The 22,575-nt window shown below is 28.5% G+C and carries 17 protein-coding genes; 16 read left to right on the top strand and 1 reads right to left on the bottom strand.

All coding sequences use genetic code 11. The features are described 5' to 3' along the window. The 5 genes from Q0V15_RS04515 to Q0V15_RS04495 form a co-directional block, all read left to right on the top strand. Positions 1–1,022 (top strand): peptidoglycan recognition family protein (locus Q0V15_RS04515; RefSeq protein WP_297436438.1); only part of this gene is annotated, 1,022 nt, incomplete at its 5' end. A gap of 310 nt (positions 1,023–1,332) precedes the next feature. Next, positions 1,333–2,298 carry a glycosyltransferase family 2 protein gene (locus Q0V15_RS04510; RefSeq protein ID WP_297436436.1) on the top strand — a complete coding sequence of 322 codons (966 nt, stop codon included), beginning with the start codon at positions 1,333–1,335 and terminating at the stop codon, positions 2,296–2,298. A 63-nt stretch (positions 2,299–2,361) separates the two neighbouring features. Next, positions 2,362–3,456, top strand: coding sequence for a polysaccharide pyruvyl transferase family protein (locus Q0V15_RS04505; protein ID WP_297436434.1), 1,095 nt, complete (start codon positions 2,362–2,364; stop codon positions 3,454–3,456). Then, positions 3,457–4,944, top strand: a complete 1,488-nt coding sequence (gene murJ / locus Q0V15_RS04500) for a murein biosynthesis integral membrane protein MurJ (RefSeq protein WP_297436432.1) — start codon at positions 3,457–3,459, stop codon at positions 4,942–4,944. It abuts the gene before it with no gap. 218 nt (positions 4,945–5,162) lie between these two features. Then, on the top strand, positions 5,163–6,653 hold the full coding sequence (locus tag Q0V15_RS04495; protein WP_297436430.1) for an N-acetylmuramoyl-L-alanine amidase: 1,491 nt from the start codon (positions 5,163–5,165) through the stop codon (positions 6,651–6,653). 129 nt (positions 6,654–6,782) lie between these two features. On the opposite strand, the gene brnQ is transcribed toward Q0V15_RS04495, so the two are convergent. Next, positions 6,783–8,078, bottom strand: a complete 1,296-nt coding sequence (gene brnQ / locus Q0V15_RS04490; protein WP_297436428.1) for a branched-chain amino acid transport system II carrier protein — start codon at positions 8,076–8,078, stop codon at positions 6,783–6,785. Between the two features lie 694 nt (positions 8,079–8,772). On the opposite strand from brnQ, the gene Q0V15_RS04485 reads away from it, so the two are divergent. The 11 genes from Q0V15_RS04485 to Q0V15_RS04435 form a co-directional block, all read left to right on the top strand. Further along, positions 8,773–10,683 carry an FUSC family protein gene (locus Q0V15_RS04485; RefSeq protein WP_297436426.1) on the top strand — a complete coding sequence of 637 codons (1,911 nt, stop codon included), beginning with the start codon at positions 8,773–8,775 and terminating at the stop codon, positions 10,681–10,683. Between the two features lie 332 nt (positions 10,684–11,015). Beyond that, complete coding sequence (bioB, locus tag Q0V15_RS04480) at positions 11,016–11,978, top strand: biotin synthase BioB (RefSeq protein WP_297436424.1); 963 nt, start codon at positions 11,016–11,018, stop codon at positions 11,976–11,978. Between the two features lies 1 nt (position 11,979). Continuing rightward, entirely contained in the window at positions 11,980–12,666 is a 687-nt protein-coding gene (bioD, locus tag Q0V15_RS04475) for a dethiobiotin synthase (protein WP_297436422.1), read from the top strand. After that, complete coding sequence (gene bioA / locus Q0V15_RS04470; RefSeq protein WP_297436420.1) at positions 12,659–14,020, top strand: adenosylmethionine--8-amino-7-oxononanoate transaminase; 1,362 nt, start codon at positions 12,659–12,661, stop codon at positions 14,018–14,020. The genes bioD and bioA overlap by 8 nt, the downstream gene beginning before the upstream one ends. Before the next feature lie 140 nt (positions 14,021–14,160). Further along, on the top strand, positions 14,161–14,946 hold the full coding sequence (locus Q0V15_RS04465) for a 6-carboxyhexanoate--CoA ligase (RefSeq protein ID WP_297436418.1): 786 nt from the start codon (positions 14,161–14,163) through the stop codon (positions 14,944–14,946). Beyond that, complete coding sequence (locus tag Q0V15_RS04460; RefSeq protein ID WP_297436417.1) at positions 14,939–16,081, top strand: pyridoxal phosphate-dependent aminotransferase family protein; 1,143 nt, start codon at positions 14,939–14,941, stop codon at positions 16,079–16,081. The genes Q0V15_RS04465 and Q0V15_RS04460 overlap by 8 nt, the downstream gene beginning before the upstream one ends. A 217-nt stretch (positions 16,082–16,298) precedes the next feature. Next, positions 16,299–16,814: an RNA polymerase sigma factor gene (locus Q0V15_RS04455; protein WP_297436415.1), complete on the top strand. Its 516-nt coding sequence runs from the start codon at positions 16,299–16,301 to the stop codon at positions 16,812–16,814. Between the two features lies 1 nt (position 16,815). Continuing rightward, positions 16,816–17,889 carry a hypothetical protein gene (locus Q0V15_RS04450; protein WP_297436413.1) on the top strand — a complete coding sequence of 358 codons (1,074 nt, stop codon included), beginning with the start codon at positions 16,816–16,818 and terminating at the stop codon, positions 17,887–17,889. A 236-nt stretch (positions 17,890–18,125) separates the two neighbouring features. Then, positions 18,126–19,133 carry a tryptophan--tRNA ligase gene (gene trpS, locus Q0V15_RS04445; protein WP_297436411.1) on the top strand — a complete coding sequence of 336 codons (1,008 nt, stop codon included), beginning with the start codon at positions 18,126–18,128 and terminating at the stop codon, positions 19,131–19,133. Positions 19,134–19,834: 701 nt separating this feature from the next. Beyond that, entirely contained in the window at positions 19,835–21,997 is a 2,163-nt protein-coding gene (gene speC, locus Q0V15_RS04440; RefSeq protein WP_297436410.1) for an ornithine decarboxylase, read from the top strand. A 130-nt stretch (positions 21,998–22,127) separates the two neighbouring features. Next, a partial coding sequence (locus tag Q0V15_RS04435; RefSeq protein WP_297436408.1) for an amino acid permease occupies positions 22,128–22,575 on the top strand: 448 nt, incomplete at its 3' end.

The following is a 22,575-nucleotide window of genomic DNA, read 5'->3' as shown; positions in this document are numbered from 1 at the left end:
CAACACCAGAATTAGTTAATAAATATCCAGGATACCCAAATGTATCAAAATCAGGATTTAATATAAGTTTAGATTTAAGTAAGTTAAAACCTGGTAGAAGAAAAATAGAAGTGGGGCAAATTGGTAATGATGGAAGTGTAAGAAGTGAAGCATATTATCATACAGTTGCAAGTGGAACTAAAATGGATTTTTCTTTAAAGCGAAACAAAAATATATTAACTATAGATGGATGGGCGTTAAATAAAGCGGGTGTCAAAGAGTTAAGATATTATATTGATGGTGAGTATAAGGGGAAAATAGATATCGGTTTAGCAACACCAAGTTTACCTAGTAAGTATCCTGAATACCCGAATACTTCTAAATCAGGTTTTAATATTAATTTAGAAATAAATAAATTACAAGCTGGTAATAGAAAAATAGAAGTAGGTCAAATAGGACATGATGGAAGTAAACAAAGTAAAAGTATGAATTTCTATGTTGATAGACCTAATATTATTGATTTAGGGCTTGAATTTGATTTTGGTTTAGAAGGTCCATTACCTAATAATCCACAAAAATTGGTTCTTCATCATGCTGCTGGTAACACAAGTGTTACTAATGTTCATGATTGGCATCAAAATGGAAATGGATGGGCTGGTATAGGATACCACTTCTATATTCATAAAGATGGGAAAATCTACAAAGGTAGAGAAGAAAACTGGAGAGGTGCTCATGCAGCAGAAGTTGGTAGTAATGATGGTAACTTATCAAATGATACTAATGCTACATCACTTGGTATAGCTGTTCAAGGAGATTATATGGGACAAACTATGCCAAAGGCACAAGAAGATGCAGTTGTTAAAATTGGACAATATGCAGTAGCTAAATATGGAATATCACAAGTATTTGGACATGGTTCACCAGGAATTGGTCATACAAGTTGTCCAGGTAAAAACTATCCATTTGCTAGAATAAAAGCTAGGATACTAGCTAAAACAGTTTATGGATATGATACAGATAATCTAGAAAATATACCAAATTAAATTGAATAAAGTAAAATAAAGGACAAGCCTATAGATAACATAAGTTTATATAGGCTTGTTTTTTGCTATTTATTAAATTTCAATTTAGAGGGAAAGTTAAATTTTTAGAGAATATTGATACCGAAAAATAGAATAAAAGATGAAAAAATTACTATTTATGATATATTATAGTTGTGGGTATATTTATCTGAAAGTTAATAAATAGTAAGGGATTAAAACATAGTCATGATTATATTCATAAATAGTTAGAAATATATAGGGAAAGAATATTATTTAGTGCATGACTTAGATACGAAGGAGAAAATATAATATGTTGGTTAGTGTAGTGTTACCATGTTATAATGCAGAAAAATATTTGAAGGAAACAGTTAAGTCTGTGATAAATCAGGATTATGATGATATGGAAATTATTTTAGTTAATGATGGAAGTACAGATTCAACTCTAGATTTGATGAAAAAACTTGAGAATAAATATAGTAATATAAGATATATAAGTCAAGTTAATCAAGGAGTTTCAGTTGCAAGGAATGCTGGAATGGATGTTGCAAAGGGGAAATATATAAGTTTTCTAGATGCTGATGATACGTATGAGGTTAGTAAGATTTCTAAGGAGGTTCATAGGCTTTTAGAAAGTGGAAAGCAAGTTTGTTATTGTGGAAATAGTTATATTTTTAACAATAAAATAGTTAAACATAATAGGAAAAAAGAAGGAAAGCTAGCTGAAGAGTATATTTATGGTTCTGTTATGCATTTAAATGATTTTATGATTGATATAAACTTTTTGAGGAAAAATGATATACGGTATTCAAAGGAACTAGAATGTGGGGAAGATAGTGAATTTATAATGAAAATTTTATTATTAGAAGAGGCAGTTTATGTTCCAGAGCTACTTAGTAATTATTTTATTAGAGGAACTTCAAGTTTTTTTAATAGAGCAATAAGGGAAAATGATAAAAATAATTATATTAATAATATAAAGCATTTTATTATTAATCAAGAGGAATTGATTTATACGGAGGAGGAAAAGAAAAAGATTATTACTTTATTAGATACATTTTTATTGCCACAGGTAGTAGCAAGGAATATTAGTTATTGTAAGAAGAAGAAATGTGATTTAAGTAGCTATGAAAAAATGGTGTTATCTAATTTTAAGTTTAATAAAAATAATATAAAATCATCAATTAAGTTTTATATTATATACTTTAAGATTAAGTTCAGGTTTAAGCTTAAGTATAAGTGCAAAACAGAAAAAAGCTTAGTGAAGAAGAATATATAATTTACTAAATTTATAATTATCATTGATAAACTGAAGTTCTGGTGAAATGGAGAGGAAACTATCATGAAGAAAATACTAGTAGAAGCTTATTTAGCTAAAAATTTTGGAGATGATTTATTTTTAAAGGTGCTATTTGAAAGGTATGAAGGTACAGAGGTAAGTTTTGTTGTAAGTACATATAATAAAGAGTATAAAAAGATATTTGAGAAATTTACAAATGTTGAAGTTAGGTTAAAGTCTAAGGCTAAAAAAGTTAATTATAAAATAGGAGTGCTAAGAAAAGTAGAGTATAAACATGAAGCAAAAGAGTTTGATGCTTTACTACTTATTGGTGGTTCAATATTTTCACAGGAAGAGTATTGGGAAGTGCAATTACAGAGGAATAGAGAAAAAATAGGTATGTATAAAAAGTATAATAAAAAAGTTTTTATTATAGGTGCTAATTTTGGACCTTTTTGTAATGAAAAATTTAGAGTGGATTATGAAAATATATTTAAAATGTGTGATGATGTATGTTTTAGAGATATGTACTCATATAATTTGTTTGATGAAAAGAATATTAGGGTAGCATCAGATATTGTATTTTCAATGAAGATAAATCAGCCTATTAAAACTAAAAATACACTTGGAATTTCACTTATAGATATATCATATAGGGACAAGCTAAAAGAATATTCTAATAAGTATAAGCAAAAGATTGTAGATATAATTAATTATAATACAGAAAAGGGAATAGATATAAAGCTTTTTTCTTTTTGTGAGTTTCAAGGAGATTTAAAGTTTGCAAGGGAGATTTTTGAAGATGTAAATATGAAAGAGAATGTAGAAATAATTAATTATGATGGAGATATAGATGTGTTTATGGAGAGATTTTCAGAAGTTGAAAATATAATAGGGACAAGATTCCATTCTATAATTTTATCAAAGTTGTTTGATCAAGGGATATATCCAATAGTTTATAGTGAAAAGACAATGAATATATTAAAGGATATAGGCTCAGAAAAAATATTTTCATATGTAGAAGATATAAAAAATATTGATGAAACTAAGATTTTAAAAGTAATAGAAGATAATAAAAGTTCTAATTTAGATGATATAAAATTAAAGGCTGAATTACAGTTTGAAAAAATAGATAATTTCATTAAAGGAATATGCTAGATGGAGAGTAGCAAGAGAAGACAAGGAAAGCAAATTGCTTTAATGATGTTAATGACTATTGGAATACAGGTATTTGGACTATTTAGGGTAATTATAGTTGCAAGAAAGTTTGGAGTATCACCAGCACTGGATGCTTTTAATTTTGCAAGTAGTATAGCAGTTGTGATATTTAGTTTTATTGGAGTTGGAGTTACAACAGTTTTGATGCCAAATATAGGAAAGGAATCAAATAAAAAGGCTATAAATACATTTATTGTGACTATTTATAGTGGTGCTACAATAATTTTAGCTTTAACAATTATTTTTAGTAAAGTTATAGTTGGAAATTTTATGGATGATAAAGGGGCAAGTAATATAGAAACAGCAGCTATATTATTAGTTGTACTTGTTATAGCTCAATATATAGCATCTTATATGGGGGTATCAAATGCTATATTAAATTTTCAAGAGAAGTTTAATATACCTAAGATTGGTTTGCTTGTAATGAGTATAGCTATAGTAATATTATTATATTTTGAAGCAAATAATAGCATAGTTTATTATGCAGATATAGTTTTAGTTACAGCAGTAATTAATTTTATTTTCCAACAATTTTTCATGCGAAGAAGTGGATTTAAGCTAAGTTTATCATTTGATTTTAAAGATAAGGTAGTTAGAGGGATGTTTAAATCATTTCTCCCTGTGGTTGTAAGTACTGGTTTATATCAGATTTCAATACTTGTGGATACTTTTATAGCATCAAGACTTGGAACTGGAAAAGTTTCAATTTTAAATTATTCTAATTACTTAATTGGTATGGTTAGTGTGATTTTTATAGCAAATATAAGTTCATTTTTATATCCTAAAATAGTTAAGAGTTTAAAGCATCATAATATACAGGAAAGAATAATGAATTATATAATAATAGTAAGTGCTTCTATGTCGTTTATAGTAATAAATTTAATAATATCAGGAAGAGAGATTATAGGTATTTTATATACAGGGAGTGGATTTACAGTTGGAGTTAGCAGAATGATTTATCTATGCATGTGTATTTATGCTGTGGCAATTCCAACAAATGCAGCAAGAGATATTATATATAAATATTTTTATGCTACTGGTGATACTTCAACACCATTTAAAAATAGTTTGTTTATAAGTGTATTAAATATAATAATGAGTGTGATTTTTGCTAGATTTATAGGATTATATGGTGTAGTTTTAGGGACAAGTATAACTACAGTAATATCAGCAATAATAATATTTTTTAAATTTAAGAAGAAATTTGGTGTTAATTTTAATGAGAAGGTATTTTTGATAGAAAACTTCAAAATAATATGTGTTACTTTGATAACTTTTGGGCTTAGCATCTTTTTAAGACAATATTATATTTTAGAAAGTAAAATTTTAGAGATAATAGTTAACACAGTTATCATAACAATTATTTATATAGGGATGTTAATTTTACTTAGAAGTAAGCTTTTAAAAGAAATGAAAAATTATATATAAGAAGAATCCACTAGTAAAATTATAAGTTTTATTAGTGGATTTTTTGATTGCACAGAAGTATTTTTGAAACTATATATTAATTGTTTATTTTAATTATACATATATTAAGAAAAAAGGGAAAATGTAAATAAAAAAACAATTAATAGCATAATTTGTAGAAAAAAAGGAAGTGAGTTATATAATAAGAGGGTAAACAATAAACAGGGGGAGGATGAAACATGAAAGCAAAACTTTGTCATAAAATTATAGGAACTGTTATTATAGGAATGATTATGGTAGGGACAAACTATAAGGAGGCATTTGCTGTTACTGAAGGTGAATACTTAGAGGTAGTAGAAAGTGCAAAAAAGGAAGCTCATGGAAAAGATATTGAAACTTTAGATGGTATATCAATTAATGAGGGTGAAGAAGTAAACTTAGCTGAGTATGCAAGTGAACATTTAAATAAAGAGTTAGTTAGTGCAAAAATAGTTAATAATGAAGCTAATGTTAAGTTAGATAATAATATTGCAAAAGGACTTAAAGATGGTTCTGGTTTTGTATTATTAGAAGATGGAGACAAGGCTTATATTCTTGAAATTTTAGTTAATGATGATCAAGGAAAACCTAATGTATTAAAATCTAATTTTGTAAATAGAGATTATTATAAGGTGTTTGTAGATCCAGGTCATGGAGGAACAGAGTCGGGAGCTGCATATAATGGAATAGCAGAAGAAGAAATGAACTTAACAATATCAAATAAAGTTACAAGAAATCTTAAAGCTTTAGGTGTTGAGGTTGTGATGAGTAGAACTGATGATAGTTTTGTTGGATTAGCAGAAAGAGGAGAGTTAGCTAATGAATATGGTGCAGATGTATTTGTTTCAGTACACCAAAATTCATTTACTAGTCCTAGTGCTCATGGAATAGAAACTTACCACCATAGAGATAAAGTAGCACATAAACCATATGCACAGGATATACAAAGTGAACTTATTAAGAATACAGGAGCATATAACAGAGGAGTTAAGACTGCTGGTTTTGCAGTGCTTAGAGAATCAAATATGCCATCAGCTTTAGTTGAGTGTGGATTTATAAGTAATGTAAATGAAGCAAATAAATTAAAGACAGATGCATACCAAGAGAAAGTTGCTAAGTCAATATCAGATGGAGTATATGAGTATTTAACAGAAAATATAGTGTTACAAGAATCAGCTTTTAGTGATATAAAAGGACATTTTGCAGAAAGTTCAATAGAAAAGTTTACAGATTTAGGATATCTACAAGGTTATGGAGATGGTACTTTTAGACCAAGTGAATCAATAACTAGAGCAGAGTTTATCAAAATAGTTAATAGAGTATTTAATTATACAGCACAAGCAAATGAATCATTTACAGATGTAAATAGTGGATATTGGTACTATGAAGAAGTAAGAAAAGCTGTAAAAGCTGGATATATAAATGTTGAAAATGAAACTTTTAGACCAAATGATACTATAACTAGAGAAGAGGCAGCTGTTGTAATAACTAATATAATGAAAAATAAGGATATGGATTTAGATAAAATCTATAAGTATTCAGATTCAGGATCAATTTCACAGTGGGCTATAACATCTGTTGAAGGTGCAATAGAAGAGAAATATATGGGACAGAACATAACAGAATTTAGACCAAAGGCTTCACTAAGCAGAGGAGAAGCAGTTTTACTACTTGATAGAGTTAAAGGCTAAAATAAAATAAACAGAAAAGCCACGCTGAAAAAGGTGGCTTTGTTTGTCTTATTATATTTTAAATAATGGATTAAAGCATATATATACGCTAAATAAAAATGCTACCTGAAAATTCAGGTAGCATTTATTTTAGCTATTTGCAAGGTCATCAGCTTCAACAGCATCTCTTATTTTTATAAAGAAGTTAGTTACTACAAAAGCAATGATTGCTGGTAGCACCCAACCAAATCCTACGCTTTGCATTGGAAGGTATGATAATACTTTGTCTAGTGGTGTTACAAATCCACCGATAAATGTAAGTATACTTACGATTAATGTTACATATACAGAAGCCTGATAAACAGCTCGTCCTTTTACAAATTTATCAAATAAATTTAGTAGTATTAGTACGATTGTAATTGGGTATATTACATTTAGTATACTTGCTGAGAATGCTACTATATTGTCTAGTCCCATACTTGCAACAGCGATACTAAGTATACACATAGCAAAGATATTATTTCTATATTTAAGTTTACCACCAGATATTCTTTCAAAGAATTCTCCACCAGCTGATAACAGTCCGATTGAAGTAGTCATACAAGCAAGTCCTAGAGCTATTCCGATAGCAATTCTACCAGCATGTCCAAGTATTGATGTTGATAAGAATAATAAAAGTTTTGAGTTATCCATTCCATTTCCTAAAACTCCTGTTCTAGAACCAAGAACGATAAGTCCTCCATATACAACTCCAAGTCCAATTATCGCAATGATAGAAGCTTTAACTGTAACTTTTACAATTTCATTCTCTTTATATCCTTTAGATTTTACTGCACCTATTATTAATGAAGCAAAAATTATTGAAGCAAGAGCATCCATTGTTTGATATCCTTCAAGTAATGATGTAGTTAGAGGATTTGCAACAGTTGTAGCTGAGTATCCACTAACAGGATCAATAATTCCTTTAACAATTAATACTATTAATATAAGAAGTAAAACAGGTGTTAGAAATTTACCGATAATTTCTATAACCTTTGATGGTTTTAAAACAAATATTAAGTTAACTGCAAAGTATAATAATGTAAATAAAAACGGATTGAAATTTTTAAAGTTTGGCTCAATTGATATTGAGTAAGTTGTTGCTGCTGTTCTAGGAATAGCAAGTAGTGGTCCTATCATAAGGAATAAAACTACTGAGTAAATTTTAGAAAACTTACTTCCAACCTTTAGTGACATATTTTCAAAGTTACCTTTGTTTTTTGTAGCTGCAAGAAGTCCAAGAAGTGGAAGTCCAACACCTGTTATTGTAAAACCTATAATTCCAAGCCAGTAATATTCTCCAAGTATTTGTCCAAGGTATGGTGGGAATATTAAATTACCAGCACCAAAGAACATTGAGAATAAAGCAAATCCAATTACTAAATAATCTCGTTTTTTCTTATCCATAAGTAGTCCTCCCTCAAATTGTATATTTATTAAAATTTTATAATTGCTAGTTTAATTATGTAATAAATACCACATATTAAACTTAAAATTAAAAATGATTAACTATCAATTAAATAAGTATTTAATTTATTGATTCGTTATAAAAGACATGTGTTTCTTATCTGTGTACTCAGTTTAACAGAAAGTAATTAATAATTCAATAATATAGATAGTGTTAAAATGATAGAAGTATAAAAAGTTGCGCATGTAATTATTGAATTGATAATAAAATGGTTAAAACACTAAAAACTTTTTAACGAAAGTGATAAAAATAGGGATATCATTATTAAAATGGCAAAAAAATAAGAGTGAAAACATTTTGGAAATTATGTTAACAGAATTTTAACGAGCTTAAATATGCAAAGAAAATGAATATTTAAAAGTAGAGAAAAAATAGGCACAGTGAGAACTCTGTGAAAAACAGGGCAATCTAAAGTAATCAAGAGGGATTAATAATAAAAAGAGGGTAAATCTTTAAAAAGAAGAGTATCGATGATATATGAATATAAATAAAATAAACTTTAAATTTAGATAGGGTATAATACAAAGGCTACTCAAAAATTTGAGTAAGTTAAACAAAAGATTAAGCAGAGGTGTAATTATGGACAAAGAATCCATACTCAGTAGTATTTGTATTTTTATAATATCGGCAATTATGATATATATTTCAGTGGAATATCTTGGGCATAATAATTTAATGGTTGGTATTACAGGGCTTTTCATGTTAATTGCAATTTTAAACAAGGACTTTTCTAAAACTCCTATTAGAGCAACTTTAAAAATTTCATTTCTTACAGTGTTTATAGGAGTTGTCCCATACATAGTTAATTTTAATATTTATATAGGTTTTTTTATAAACTTTATAGCAATTTTTATAATGATATACCTAGTTGTTTACACACTTAATAAGACAATGTTTTTCCCTTTTCTATTTGGATATACACTTTTTTTAACAACTAATGTTACAGGAAAAGATTTAAGTATTAGAATAGTAAGTCTTGCTGTTCTAGGAATTATAGCAGTCTTATTTCAAATTATATTTATACGATTTGTTAGAAAAAAAGAAATGGAAAATAAAAATCTTATAAATATAATAGATTCGCTTATAGTTAACATAGAAAAATGCAGTGGAGGTAAAATTGATCATGATTCATTTGATGATTTTAGAACTTTTACTACAAAATGGAGTAGAGATATTCTCGAAAAAAGAAATAATAGTTTTTATCTAAAAGAAGATGAAAACATAGAACTTAATCTTATTGCATCACTTGAAAGTATGGCTCATACTGCTAAAAAAATGGCAAAGAAAGTATCAGAGGGAGAGATTAAATATACTACTTTATTACTAGATATAAATAAACTTCTTTTAAGTCTTAAAGGATTTATAAATAAAGAGCATGAAATAGAAGTTTTAAATGTAGAGCTTGATAGATTAAATCTTAAGTATTGTGAAGATAGTACAATCATTGAAGTTTATGAAGTTTTGGAAAGTCTTAGAGTTATAGATAGCCTAACAGACCATCTTGTAGAGCTTGAAAGTGCTAGGTTTAAACATCATAAGATGATTACTGTATCAGAATTTAAAAAAGAATGTAAAACAACAGTAACACTTTTAATAAAAGATTTTAATAAGGATTCTGTTAGATTTATTTTTGCTTTTAGAACAGCACTTATTGTATCACTTGCATACTTTGCAATTAGATATTTTAATGTACCAATAGGAAAGTGGATGATATTCACAATAACATCAGTATCACAGCCATATAATAATACTGTTAAAAATAGAGCTAAGGGGAGAATGATGGGAACTTTAGTTGGGGTTATCATATATCTACCTTTATCACTTTTATTTACAGGGATTTACCCAAGAATAATTATTATAGGAGTTGCAGTATTTCTTATGCTTTTATTCAAAAAGTATGCTTATAGTACAGCAATGCTAACAGTTCTATTCCTTGGAGTGGTAACAATTCATGATAAATATATATTCACATATGCAGATGATAGAATCATATTTATAGCACTTGGGATTATAGTAGTACTAATAGGAAATAAAATTATTTTTCCATATAGTTTAGAGAAAGAAACAAAGATTCTTATAAGGAAATATTATGATTCTTGTACAGCTATTTTAGATAGTACAATGAAAATATATTCTAGAAAAGGAATAAGGGAAGAGATTAGAAAACTTATTTTAATATCAAAAGGTTTTGAAAATAAGATAGTTATTAATAATACAGTGCTCGATAGTGATAAGCTTAGAAAGTTTAGGAATGAACAAAGGATATTCCTTAGTAGAATACATAATATGCTAAATAGGGTTGAATTTTCAGATAGTAGTCTTATGGATAATGGGATTTTAAGAATGGCAAAGATTGAGTATATGAGAGAGCAAATGATGGATATATCTATTGATGAGATAGATACACTTGATAAAATATTTAAGGATACATCGAGGAATATTATAAAAACAAGTGAGATGCTTATATATTTAGATGCCTATGAAATGATAAAATCACATAAAAGTAGTAAGAAGATAATGAATGCTTTAACTGTAAAAATTTAATAAAACATTGACATTTTGATTATCAAAATATATTATTTAACTATACTTGAAATAGTTTGATTATCAAAATATATTAGGTGTTGTAGAAAATAAGGGACTGTATCATAAAATACAGTCCCTTACTTATAGCTATAAACTAGAGTTTTTATAGTTTGTAGATATAAAGTTGATTATATATTTTAAGGGAAGCAGATAAAAGTTTGTATAACTTAAAGTAATTTTACATAAGAGTAGATGTAGATGGAAACTAGAATTAGTTTAAATCTATTTAGTTATTTAGATAAAGTTATCGGGAAATGGTTTTATATATAGATAATATAGGAGTGGTTTAAATGTTAAATATAAATGAGTTAAAAGATAAGGTTTTAAATGGGTACAAGCTTACTAAGGAAGAGGCAATGGAACTTTATAGTAGTGATTTAGAACTTCTTAAAGTTTCAGCTAATGAGATTAGAGAGAAACTTTGTGGAAAAAGTGTTGATTTATGCTCGATTGTTAATGGGAAGAGTGGTAAATGTTCAGAGAACTGTAAGTACTGTGCGCAGTCAATTCACTTTAAAACAGGGGTACAAGAATATCCATTAATGCCTTATGAAGAGGTAGAAAAGATTGCAAAGGAAAATGAGAGAGAGGGAGTTAATAGATTTTCTATTGTAACATCTGGTAAAGGTCTTTATGGAAAAGATTTTGATAAGGTTGTAGGATACTATGATAAACTTAATCAAAATTGTGAGATAAATCTTTGTGCATCACATGGGATTGTAGATAAGGAATCTCTTTTAAAGCTTAAAAATGTTGGTGTTAAAAGATATCATCATAACCTTGAAACTTCAGAAAATTATTATAAAGAAATTTGTACAACGCATACTTATCAGGATAGGATTGATACAGTTAAATATGCACAAGAACTTGGACTTGAGGTTTGTAGTGGTGGAATTATAGGAATGGGTGAGAGTGTGGAAGATAGAATTGACCTTGCTATAACACTTAGAGATTTAAATATTAAATCTATTCCTGTTAATGCACTTATGGCTATTAAGGGGACACCTCTTCAGGCACAGGAGAATTTAAGTGAAGAGGAGATTTTAAGAACTATTGGAGTGTTTAGATTTGTTAATCCAACTGCTAATATAAGACTTGCAGCAGGAAGAAATCTTTTAACAGGATTTGGTGAGATAGCATTTAAGTCAGGTGCTAATGCTACAATAACAGGAAATCTTTTAACTACATGTGGAAATAATATTAAAGCTGATAAAGAAATGATAGAGAAAATTGGCTTAAAGGTAAGTGAGTAAAATGGATAAAGGTGTTTTTATAGTTGGTACAGATACGGATATAGGAAAAACATTTATAAGTGCTTTGATGCTTAAAAAACTTAGAGAAGATGGTGTGAATGCAGGATATTATAAGGCAGTTTTAAGTGGAGCAGAAATAGATGGAGATAGGCTTATACCAGGAGATTGCAGAATTGTTTGTGAAACATCAGGACTTGAGAAAGATTATGAGAGAATGGTTTCATATACTTTGAAAAATCCATATTCACCACATCTTGCAAGCAGAGTAGAGCAAGTTGAGATTTCATATGAAAAGATTGAAGATGATTTTTTAACTATGGCAGAAGATTATGAGTTTCTTTTATGTGAGGGTAGTGGAGGGATAGTTTGTCCTATAAGCCTTACAGAAGGAAATGAGATTATGCTTTCAGATGTAGTTAAAATGACAGAGTTTCCAGTAATTTTAGTAGCAAGAGCAGGACTTGGAACTATAAATCATACAGTGATAACAGTTGCATATCTTAGAAGTCTTGGACTTACAATTAAGGGAATAGTTTTAAATAATTTTGATGAATTTAGTCTTATGCATCAAGATAATAAAAAAACTATCGAAAAGTTAACTAAGATCAAAAATATAGTTACGATAGAGGAAACAAAAGATATTAATGATTTGAATTTATATGATTTAGGGAGATTAATTTATGAGTAAGTTATCAAAGGAACAATTAATAGAAAAAGATTTAAAACACATATGGCATCCATGTTCACAAATGAAGGATTATGAAGAGCTTAGCCCCATTATTATAGAAAAAGGAAAAGGGGCATATCTTTATGATTTAGATGGAAAAAGTTATCTTGACTGTGTAAGTTCTTGGTGGTGCAATCTTTTTGGACATTCAAATGAAAGACTTAATAATGCACTTAAAAATCAAGTGGATAAGCTTGAACATGTTATATTTGCTAACTTTTCTAATATTCCAGCAATAGAACTTAGTGAAAGACTTATAAAGCTTACAGGTGAAGAACTTCAAAAAGTTTTCTTCTGTGATAATGGTTCATCAGCTGTTGAAGCAGCTCTTAAAATGAGTTTTCATTACCATGTTCAAAGTGGAAAAGAGAAGAAAATGAAATTTATAGCACTTGAAGATGCATATCATGGTGAAACTATAGGTGCATTATCTATGAGTGATTTAGATATATATAGTCAAGTTTATAAGCCTCTTATGATTGATGTTAATAGAGTTAAGGCTCCAGATTGTTATAGATGTCCATATAAAAAAACAAGAGAAAATTGTTCTTGTGAATGTTTTGAGCATATGGAAAAAGCAATAAGTGAGAATCATGAAGAGTTAGCAGGAGTTATTATTGAACCAATTATACAAGGTGCGGCAGGGATGAAAATATATCCTAGTTTATATCTTAAAAAGCTTAGAGAAGCTTGTGATAAATATGATGTTCACTTTATAGCTGATGAAATTGCAGTAGGTTTTGGTAGAACAGGTAAGATGTTTGCAACAGAACATGCTGGTATTACACCAGATTTTATGTGTTTATCAAAGGGACTAACAGGTGGATATATGCCAATGGCACTTGTTTTAACAACTAATAAAGTATATGACTGTTTCTATGATGATTATAATAAGCATAAAGCATTTATGCATTCTCATACATATTCAGGAAATGCTCTTGGGTGTGCTGTAGCAGTAGAGGTTTTAAATATTTTTGAAAGTGAAAATATTTTAGAAATGGTTAATGAAAAAGCTATTATATTAAATGCAAAGCTTAGAAAAGCACTTGAAAATCATAAGAATGTTGGTGAGATAAGAAGTCAAGGTATGATAAATGCTGTTGAGCTTGTTTTAGATAAAAAGCTTAAAACAAGTTTTGATAGTAATGATAGAATTGGTTATCAAATTTATAAGAAAGCCTTAGAGAAAGGATTACTTCTTAGACCACTTGGTAATATATTATACTTTAATCCACCATATATTATAGATGAAAAAGATATGGACTTTATGATAGAAAAAACTGTGGAAAGTTTAGTTGAAATTCTTGGAGAGTAAAAAAGAACAAGATGCATAAAAAAGAAAGAGTTGTATTTTTATACAACTCTTTTTAAAACCCTATATAATAGGAAAGGATTTTTTAAATAAATTAAAATATTTATAATTATGAGAGATAAGATGTATAAATGGAGGATGAGATGGAACTTTATAGCATTAAGATGAGAAGCTCAAAAGAGGAAAATCATATATCAGGAGCAGAAAATATTATTTCAAAAGAAAATTTGGATAAAGTAGTATCAGCACTTATAAGTAGAGCACTTGAACACTCTAAAGGAAGTGCGGATTTTATAAACTTAAAAGTTGAGAAAGTTATAGATTTTGATTATATAAATCCATTAGAATCAACAACTGTTAATGTAAGTAATGTGAATGAAGGATTTATGGGAGTAAAAAAAATACTTTCTGATATAGGGCTCAAAGAAATAGTGGTAGAAAAAGCAGTTAACATATTAAATAGTATAAGAGATATGAGAGGTGCAGTTATTCTTGATATTAATTCTTTAGAAAGGCTTGAGAAAGATGAAAAGCGTGGAGTGAGAGTAACCTATATGGATTTAGAAAATCGAGATGAAAAAGGTCTTATTAAATCAGAAAAATATAATACTCATTTTATAGAAGCTGTAGTTTTAGCATCAAAGGTAATATCATCTCCACAGATAGTAGCAGAAATTTGTTATTCAGATGATGCAGATTATACTGCTGGGTATGTGGCAACTAAGGAGTTTGGATATGTAAGATTTGATTATCTTAAAGAAAAAGGTGAGAAAAGTGGTGGTAGAGTATTCTTATTTGATTCAAGTAAGGGGAATTTAGAAGATTGTATAGAATATTTAGAGAATAAAAGAGTTATTGTAAAAGATGATATAAAGATAAATCCTAGTGTAGATTTAAAAACTCTTATGGAGGTAGGACTTAATGGATGATTTAAAAAGTAAACTTTTAGATATTGATAATAATAATCTAAGAAGAAAGCTAAAATATTTAAGTTCACCACAGGATAAGAATATAGTTATAGATGGAAAAGAGATACTACTTATGGCATCTAATAATTATTTAGATTTAGCAAATAGACAAGAACTTAAAGATGCAGCAATAGATGGGATAAATAAATATGGTGTTGGAAGTGGTGGCTCAAGACTTACAACAGGAAGTTATCTTCCACATAGAGAACTTGAAGAAAGATTATCAAAATTCTTTAATAGGGAAGATAGTATTATTTTTAATAGTGGGTATACTGCAAATATAACTGTAATCCAAGCTATATGTGATGAAAGTTATATAATATTTAGTGATAGTGAGAACCATGCAAGTATAATTGATGGATGTAGATTATCAAAAGCTAAGATAATAGTTTTTAAACATAATGATATTTTAGAACTTGAAGAAAAACTAAAAATTAATAAGAGTAAAAATATGCTTATTATAACTGAAGGGATTTTTAGTATGAGTGGAGATTTATCACTACTTAAAGAAATTTGTAGATTAGCTAAACGGTATGATACAAAAGTTATGGTTGATGATGCACATGGAATTGGAGTTGTTGGAAAACAAGGAAGAGGAATATTAGATTTTTATAATCTTAATGATGATGTTGATATTTATATGGGGACACTTAGCAAAGCTATTGGAACAGAAGGTGGATTTGTAAGTGGAAAAACTCATATTATAGAATATTTAAAAAATAAAGCAAGAGGATTTATATACTCAACAGCCATAGCACCACATTTATGTATGGCAAGTATAAAAGCACTTGAAATAATGGAGAGAGAAAACTTAACAGAAAAACTTAGGTATAACATAAAATATACAGAGAAAACATTTAAGCAGACTTTTAAAAATATAAAGTGTGATAGTGCAGTGATTAAAATACCAATAGGTGATGAGAAAAAAGCAGTGGAGATAAGCACAAAACTTTTAGATATTGGAATATATATTCCAGCAATAAGATATCCAACAGTTAAAAAAGGTGAAGCAATACTTAGGCTTTGTATTATGAGTTCACATACAGAAGAAGATATAAATAGGGTTTATAAAAGTATACAAAATATAATAGCTTAGAAAATAAGAAGTTTCTCAAAGTATGAGGAGCTTCTTTTATTTTTTTAAAAAATTAGTAGTAAAGATAAGTTTATAGTGAATTATAATACTATAAATAATTGGTTCATATATTTTGTTTATTATTAAAATAAGAAAAATAAAGTTTTTTAGAAATTATGGAACGTTTTAGCTTAGCTATTTGTCTTTAGATATGAAGTACTTCAAAGGGGGGAAAGAGATGACAGATGAGTTGGTTTTTAAGAAAGCTCAAAAAGGGGATAAAGAAAGTTTTAATAAGTTATTAAATCCTATTAAGGGGAAATTATATAGAATATCATTTATGTATATGAAAAATGAGAATGATGCAATGGATTCACTTTCAGATACTTTAGTGAAAGTGATAAATTCAATAGATAAATGTAAAAGTTATAATAGTTTTAACTCTTGGATAAGTACAATACTTGTGAATACATGTAAGAATAATTTGAAAAAGCTTAAAAAAGATACAGTAATACAGATAAGTGAGTTTGAAAATAAGTTAACATATGAGGAAAAAGGCTTTGAAGAGGATAGTGAACTATATATTGCTATAAATTCTTTAAATGACAGGGAAAGAGATTTAATACTTAAAAGGTATATTGATGATATGAGCGTTAAGGAAATATCAAGAGTGAACAGTGTTCCAGAGGGAACTGTAAAAAGTGGACTAAATAGAACACTTAAAAAACTTAAAGCAATTTTAGGAGGGGCATAGTATGAGTTTAAATAAAAATGATATAGATAAAATAAAACTTCCAGATAATTTTGATGAAAAGGTAGATAGTATAGTAAATAAAGCTTATAAAGAAAAGAAAAAGCCAAAGAGAAGAGGTAAAAAAGTAGCAATAGCAGCAGGACTTGCATTTGCTATATCATCAGGACTTATGGCTACAAATCCAGAATATGTTGAAGCTGCTATAAATAAAATTATGGAAGTATTTAAAACTAGAAATTATATGGTTGTTTTAGAGGATGGAACAAAAACATTTGATGGTAGTTATAAAATAAATCATATGGGAGTAGATATAGAACTAGATATTGATACAAGTATTGTAGGAGTTATAAAGATAACAGAAAAACTTGATAGTAGTAATATAAAAGCAGAAGACTTAGGAATCACAGAAGATGATTTTATAGCAAAAAGAGTAAGTGCAGATATTTCATATACAATAGATGGAGAGTCAATGAGTTATGGAAGTAATATGGTCAAAAATTCAGAAACTTCTTATGAGATGGAAACAAAGATAAGAATACCTGAAAATCTTATGGGGAAAAAAGATTTAAATATTGAGGTAGAGATAGATAATTTTAATATACTTAGTAGTTATCCCTTAGATACTAAAAGTAAAACTTTGAATATTCCACTTAAGGCTACCAAAAAAGAGAGTGCGGTTAAGTATATACCAATAGACTATTCATATAAAGCTAGTGGACTTAGAGATACAGAGTTATCAGAGCTTATTGTTCATCCTGATGGATATGTTGAGCTTTTATATGATTTTGGAAGTCATAAAGATAAAGATTATAAAATAACAAAATTTATAATAGAAAATGAAGATGGAACAAGACTTACAGGTGGAGCATCAGGAAAAATGGAAGGTGAATTTGGAAGTAAAGATAAGATAGAAGGTAAGTGGGGACTTTGGAAAAAAGAGTATAATGGGAAAATTACAGGAGATACTTTAAAAGTGATTCCAGTTGTTACTCATAATACTAATGAAAATATAGAAGTAGATGAAGATGAGCCAATTTTAAAAGAAATACAGCCTATAACAGTAAAATTAAAATAGAGATAATAGAAGTTTGCAAAATGATTTGTAGGCTTCTATTTTTATTAGCTTTTAGAATACGTCTTAATGTGGTAAGAGTATAAATTATTATGGTAACGTATTTTAAATTATTAAATTGTGGTAATATATATAATATGATGTAAAGAGTAATAAGCCTATGGTTATTTAAATAGAATAATCATAGGTTTGCTTTATTTAAATATTATGAAAAGTAAAAATGAAAGGAGAATATTCTCATGGAAGATAAGAAAAAAGTTATATTTAGTGGAATTAAACCTTCAGGGGACTTAACACTTGGAAATTACTTAGGAGCTATAAAGTCATGGGTAAGACTTCAAGAAGAATATGAATGTTACTACTGTGTTGTAGACCTTCATGCAATTACTGTTAAGCAATCACCAGCAGAACTTAGAAAAAGAACTTTAGAGATATTAGCTATTTACATAGCGTCAGGAATAGATGTAGAAAACAACACAATGTTTATACAATCACATGTGCCAGCACATGCAGAACTGTCATGGCTTCTAACTTGCAACTCATATATGGGTGAACTTAGTAGAATGACACAATATAAAGATAAGTCACAAAAAGCAGTTGATTCTGGTGAGTCAATAGGAGCTGGTTTATTTAATTATCCAGTTTTAATGGCAGCAGATATTTTAGTGTATCAAACTGATTTAGTTCCAGTAGGTATAGACCAAAGACAACACTTAGAACTTGCTAGAGATATAGCTTCAAGATTCAATGGGGCATATAGTCCTACATTTAAAGTTCCAGAAGGTTATATACCAAAAGTAGGAGCAAAAATAATGGATCTTCAAGATCCAACTAGAAAAATGTCTAAGTCAGAAGAAAATCCAAATGCTTCAATACTATTAATGGATGAACCAGCAGTTATAAGAAAGAAAATTTCAAGAGCTGTAACAGATAGTATAGGTGTAGTAAATTATACAGATGAGCAACCAGGTGTTAAAAACCTTATAAATATAGTTTCAACAATAGAGGGAGTTTCTCCAGAAGAGGTCGCTTCAAGATACGTTGGAAAAGGTTATGCTGATTTCAAGAAGGATGTAGCAGAAGTTATTGTTGCAGAACTTGAGCCAGTACAAAATAAAGTTAAAGACTTACTTGCAAATAAAAAAGAACTTGAGGTAATATATAAATCAGGTGCTGAAAAGGCTAATTATATAGCAACTAAAACACTTAGAAAAGTTCAGAAGAAAATTGGTTTAATACCAAGATAGTAAAGTGTTTAATAAAACAATAGAATAGTAAGAAAATGATAAAATCAGATACATATTTTATGTATCTGATTTTTTTATGTTAACAAATAATTTGCTTGAAAAGTTTGAAAAAGAAGAATTTAAAAATATTTTTTTAAAGAATATATACTATATGACGGAAAAAAATCATTTTTTTATGAAAAATAGATTAATAAAAATTCATAAATATATAAAAAATATACAATTGTGTTTAATTTAATAGATGAATATATATACAAATGTTAAAAAAATGCTTTTAAATTATAAATATGTTAAAATACTAGCTTACTATTGAGGGTATAGTTTAAAAAAGGTAGTTATTTAAGATTTGAATAGAAAAAATCACATTGAAATGGCTAAAATGGGGATTTTTTATATAAAAACGTATAAAAATAAAAAATATGAAAAAAATTTAAAAAATCATAAAAAATGCACTTATTATTATTTAAAAGGTAAAAAATACAAAAAAAGTGATAAATAATCTCAAAATAATTGATTATTTATCAAAAAAGAATGAATAAAAATGAAACACTTTAGTTGAATATTTTGATAGAAAGGAATAATATAAAGACAGATTTGCAAACGAAGTGAATTTTATGTCGAAATATTATTAAAGATATTTGAACAAAAAATTTAAGTCAGTGCATTTAATAATTAAATACATAATGATGGAGGTTTTTTTAATGAAACATTTTAAAATTGCTTGCTCAGAAAAGGCAAGAAAATACTTCTCAACAGAGAGAGAAACAATCGAGTTATATGAAACTGATTTTACAGATGTCGCAGCTGTTGTTTTAACAGAAGAAGATGCTAGTTTAATCAATGTTGTTGATGAAACAAAACTTGGACTTCCAGTTTTCGTTATTACACCAGATGGTGAACTTGATGATGAACTTAGAAAAAAAGTTAGATTTGTTTTAGATCATAATAAATTCAATAGAAATCATTACAGCAGAGAAATAGAAACTGCTGCTGATAGATATGAGGATGAAGCATTACCTCCTTTCTTTAAGACATTACAAAAGTATGTTGAAAAAGGAAGTATAGAATTTGATACACCAGGACATCACGGTGGACAATATTTCAGAAAGCATCCAGCAGGAAGAGCTATGTATGAGTTCTACGGAGAAAATTTATTCCGTTCAGATATCAGTAGTTCAGATGTTGATCTTGGAGATTTATTAATACATGAAGGTCCAGCTGTGGAAGCACAGAAATATGCTGCACAAGTTTATAATGCTGATAAGACTTATTTCGTAATGAATGGGACAAGTACTGCTAACGCAATTGCAATTAGTGCCATCATGGGAAAAGATGATTTAGTATTATTTGATAGAAATAACCATGTATCAAATTATAATGCAGCTTTATCAAAAGTTGGAGGGATTCCAGTATACTTAGAAACTGTAAGAAATCCATTTGGATTTATTGGTGGAATAGATGATCATTGCTTTAATGAAGATTACTTAAGAGCTGAAATAGCTAAAATTGATCCAGAGAGAGCAAAAGAAGATAGACCATTTAGACTTGCAATAATTCAACTTGGTACTTATGATGGAACAATATACAATGCAAAACAAGTTGTTAAGAGAATAGGACACCTTTGTGACTATATCTTATTTGACTCTGCATGGGTTGGATATGAGCAATTTATACCAATGATGAGAGATTGTTCTCCATTATTAATAGATCTTGATGAAAATGATCCAGGTATATTAGTTACTCAATCAGTTCATAAACAACAAGCTGGTTTCTCACAAGCATCACAAATACACAAAAAAGATGCACATGTAAAAGGACAAAGAAGATATGTAAACCATAAGAGATTCAATGATTCTTATATGATTTATTCATCAACAAGTCCATTCTACCCAATATTCGCATCACTTGATGTAAATGCTAAAATGCAAGATGGAGAAATGGGTAAAAAAATGTGGGATGACTGTGTTAAGCTTGGAATTGAAGCTAGAAAGAAAGTTATCGCAAATTGTACAATGATGAAGCCTTTTGTACCAGATATGGTTAATGGGAAGAAATGGGAAGAATACCCAACAGAAGAAATTGCAAGTAACATTGAGTTCTTCAAATTCCACCCAGGTCAAAAATGGCATTCATTTGATGGATATGGAGAAGATCAATACTTTGTTGACCCTAACAAATTTATGTTAACAACACCAGGTATTGATGCTAAGACAGGAAAGTACGAAGATTTTGGTATTCCTGCTACAATCCTTGCTAGTTATTTAGGTGAACATGGAATTACAAGAGAGAAGAGTGATCTTAACTCAATATTATTCCTACTTACACCTTCAGAAACTTCAACAAAAATGAATAACTTAGTTGCACAAATAGCTATGTTTGAAAAATTAGTTGAGTCTGATGCACCATTAAAAGAAGTTTTACCTAAAATATATGCTCAAAATATCGAAAGATATAAAGGCTATACTATAAGAAGACTTTGCCAAGAGATGCATGATTTCTACAAAGATAATAATGCAAAACAATATCAAAAGCAATTATTTAGAAGAGAAACTTTACCAGAGATTGCAATGTCAGCATATGACGCAAGAGAAGCTCTAGTTAAGAATGATGCTAAACTTGTTGCAGTTGATGAAATTCTTGGAGAAATAGCATTACAAGGAGCACTACCATATCCACCAGGAATCTTATGTGTTGTACCAGGAGAAAGATGGACAGAAACTGTTCAGAAGTATTTCTTAATTCTTCAAGATGGTATTAACAATTTCCCAGGATTTGCACCAGAAATTCATGGTGTTTATTTAGAGCAAGAGGGAGATAAGGTTAGAGCATATGGTTATGTTTATGATGACCAATACACAAAATAATTTAAATATATAATAAGCTATTCATATTGTAGGATATCATATTATATATTAGATGTTAAAATTTAATAATGAATGATATCCTATGATATTTATATAAAGCACTAATAAATATTATAGGAGTAATGATAAAATGAGCACAGCAAAAGCACAAACAAAAAAAATGAACGTTGTCCAGCTGACAATACTTACAGGTATTAACATGCTTGGATCAGGAATCATAATGCTTCCTTCACAACTTGCAAAAGTTGGAACGATGTCAATACTATCATGGCTTGTAACAGCTATCGGAGCTACAGCACTTGCATATTCATTCGCACAGTGTGGTATCTTTAGTAAAAATAAAGGAGGAATGGGTGGATACGCAGATTATACATATGGAAAATCAGGTAACTTCTTAGCTAACTATACATACGCAGTATGTCTTGTTATATCGAACGTTGCGATTTCTGTATCTGTAGTTGGGTATGCGGTCGTATTCCTTGGAGTTACACCATCACCAGTTCAAACTGGTATATGGGTAATCGTTACTATTTGGATTTCAACAATCCCTAACTTTATTAGTCCAAAAATGACTGGTA

Source organism: uncultured Clostridium sp., assembly GCF_947036855.1.
In the GTDB taxonomy this organism is placed as follows: domain Bacteria; phylum Bacillota; class Clostridia; order Clostridiales; family Clostridiaceae; genus Sarcina.
Note: the sequence above shows the minus strand (reverse complement) of the source record. Positions and strands in the feature narration are given on the sequence as shown.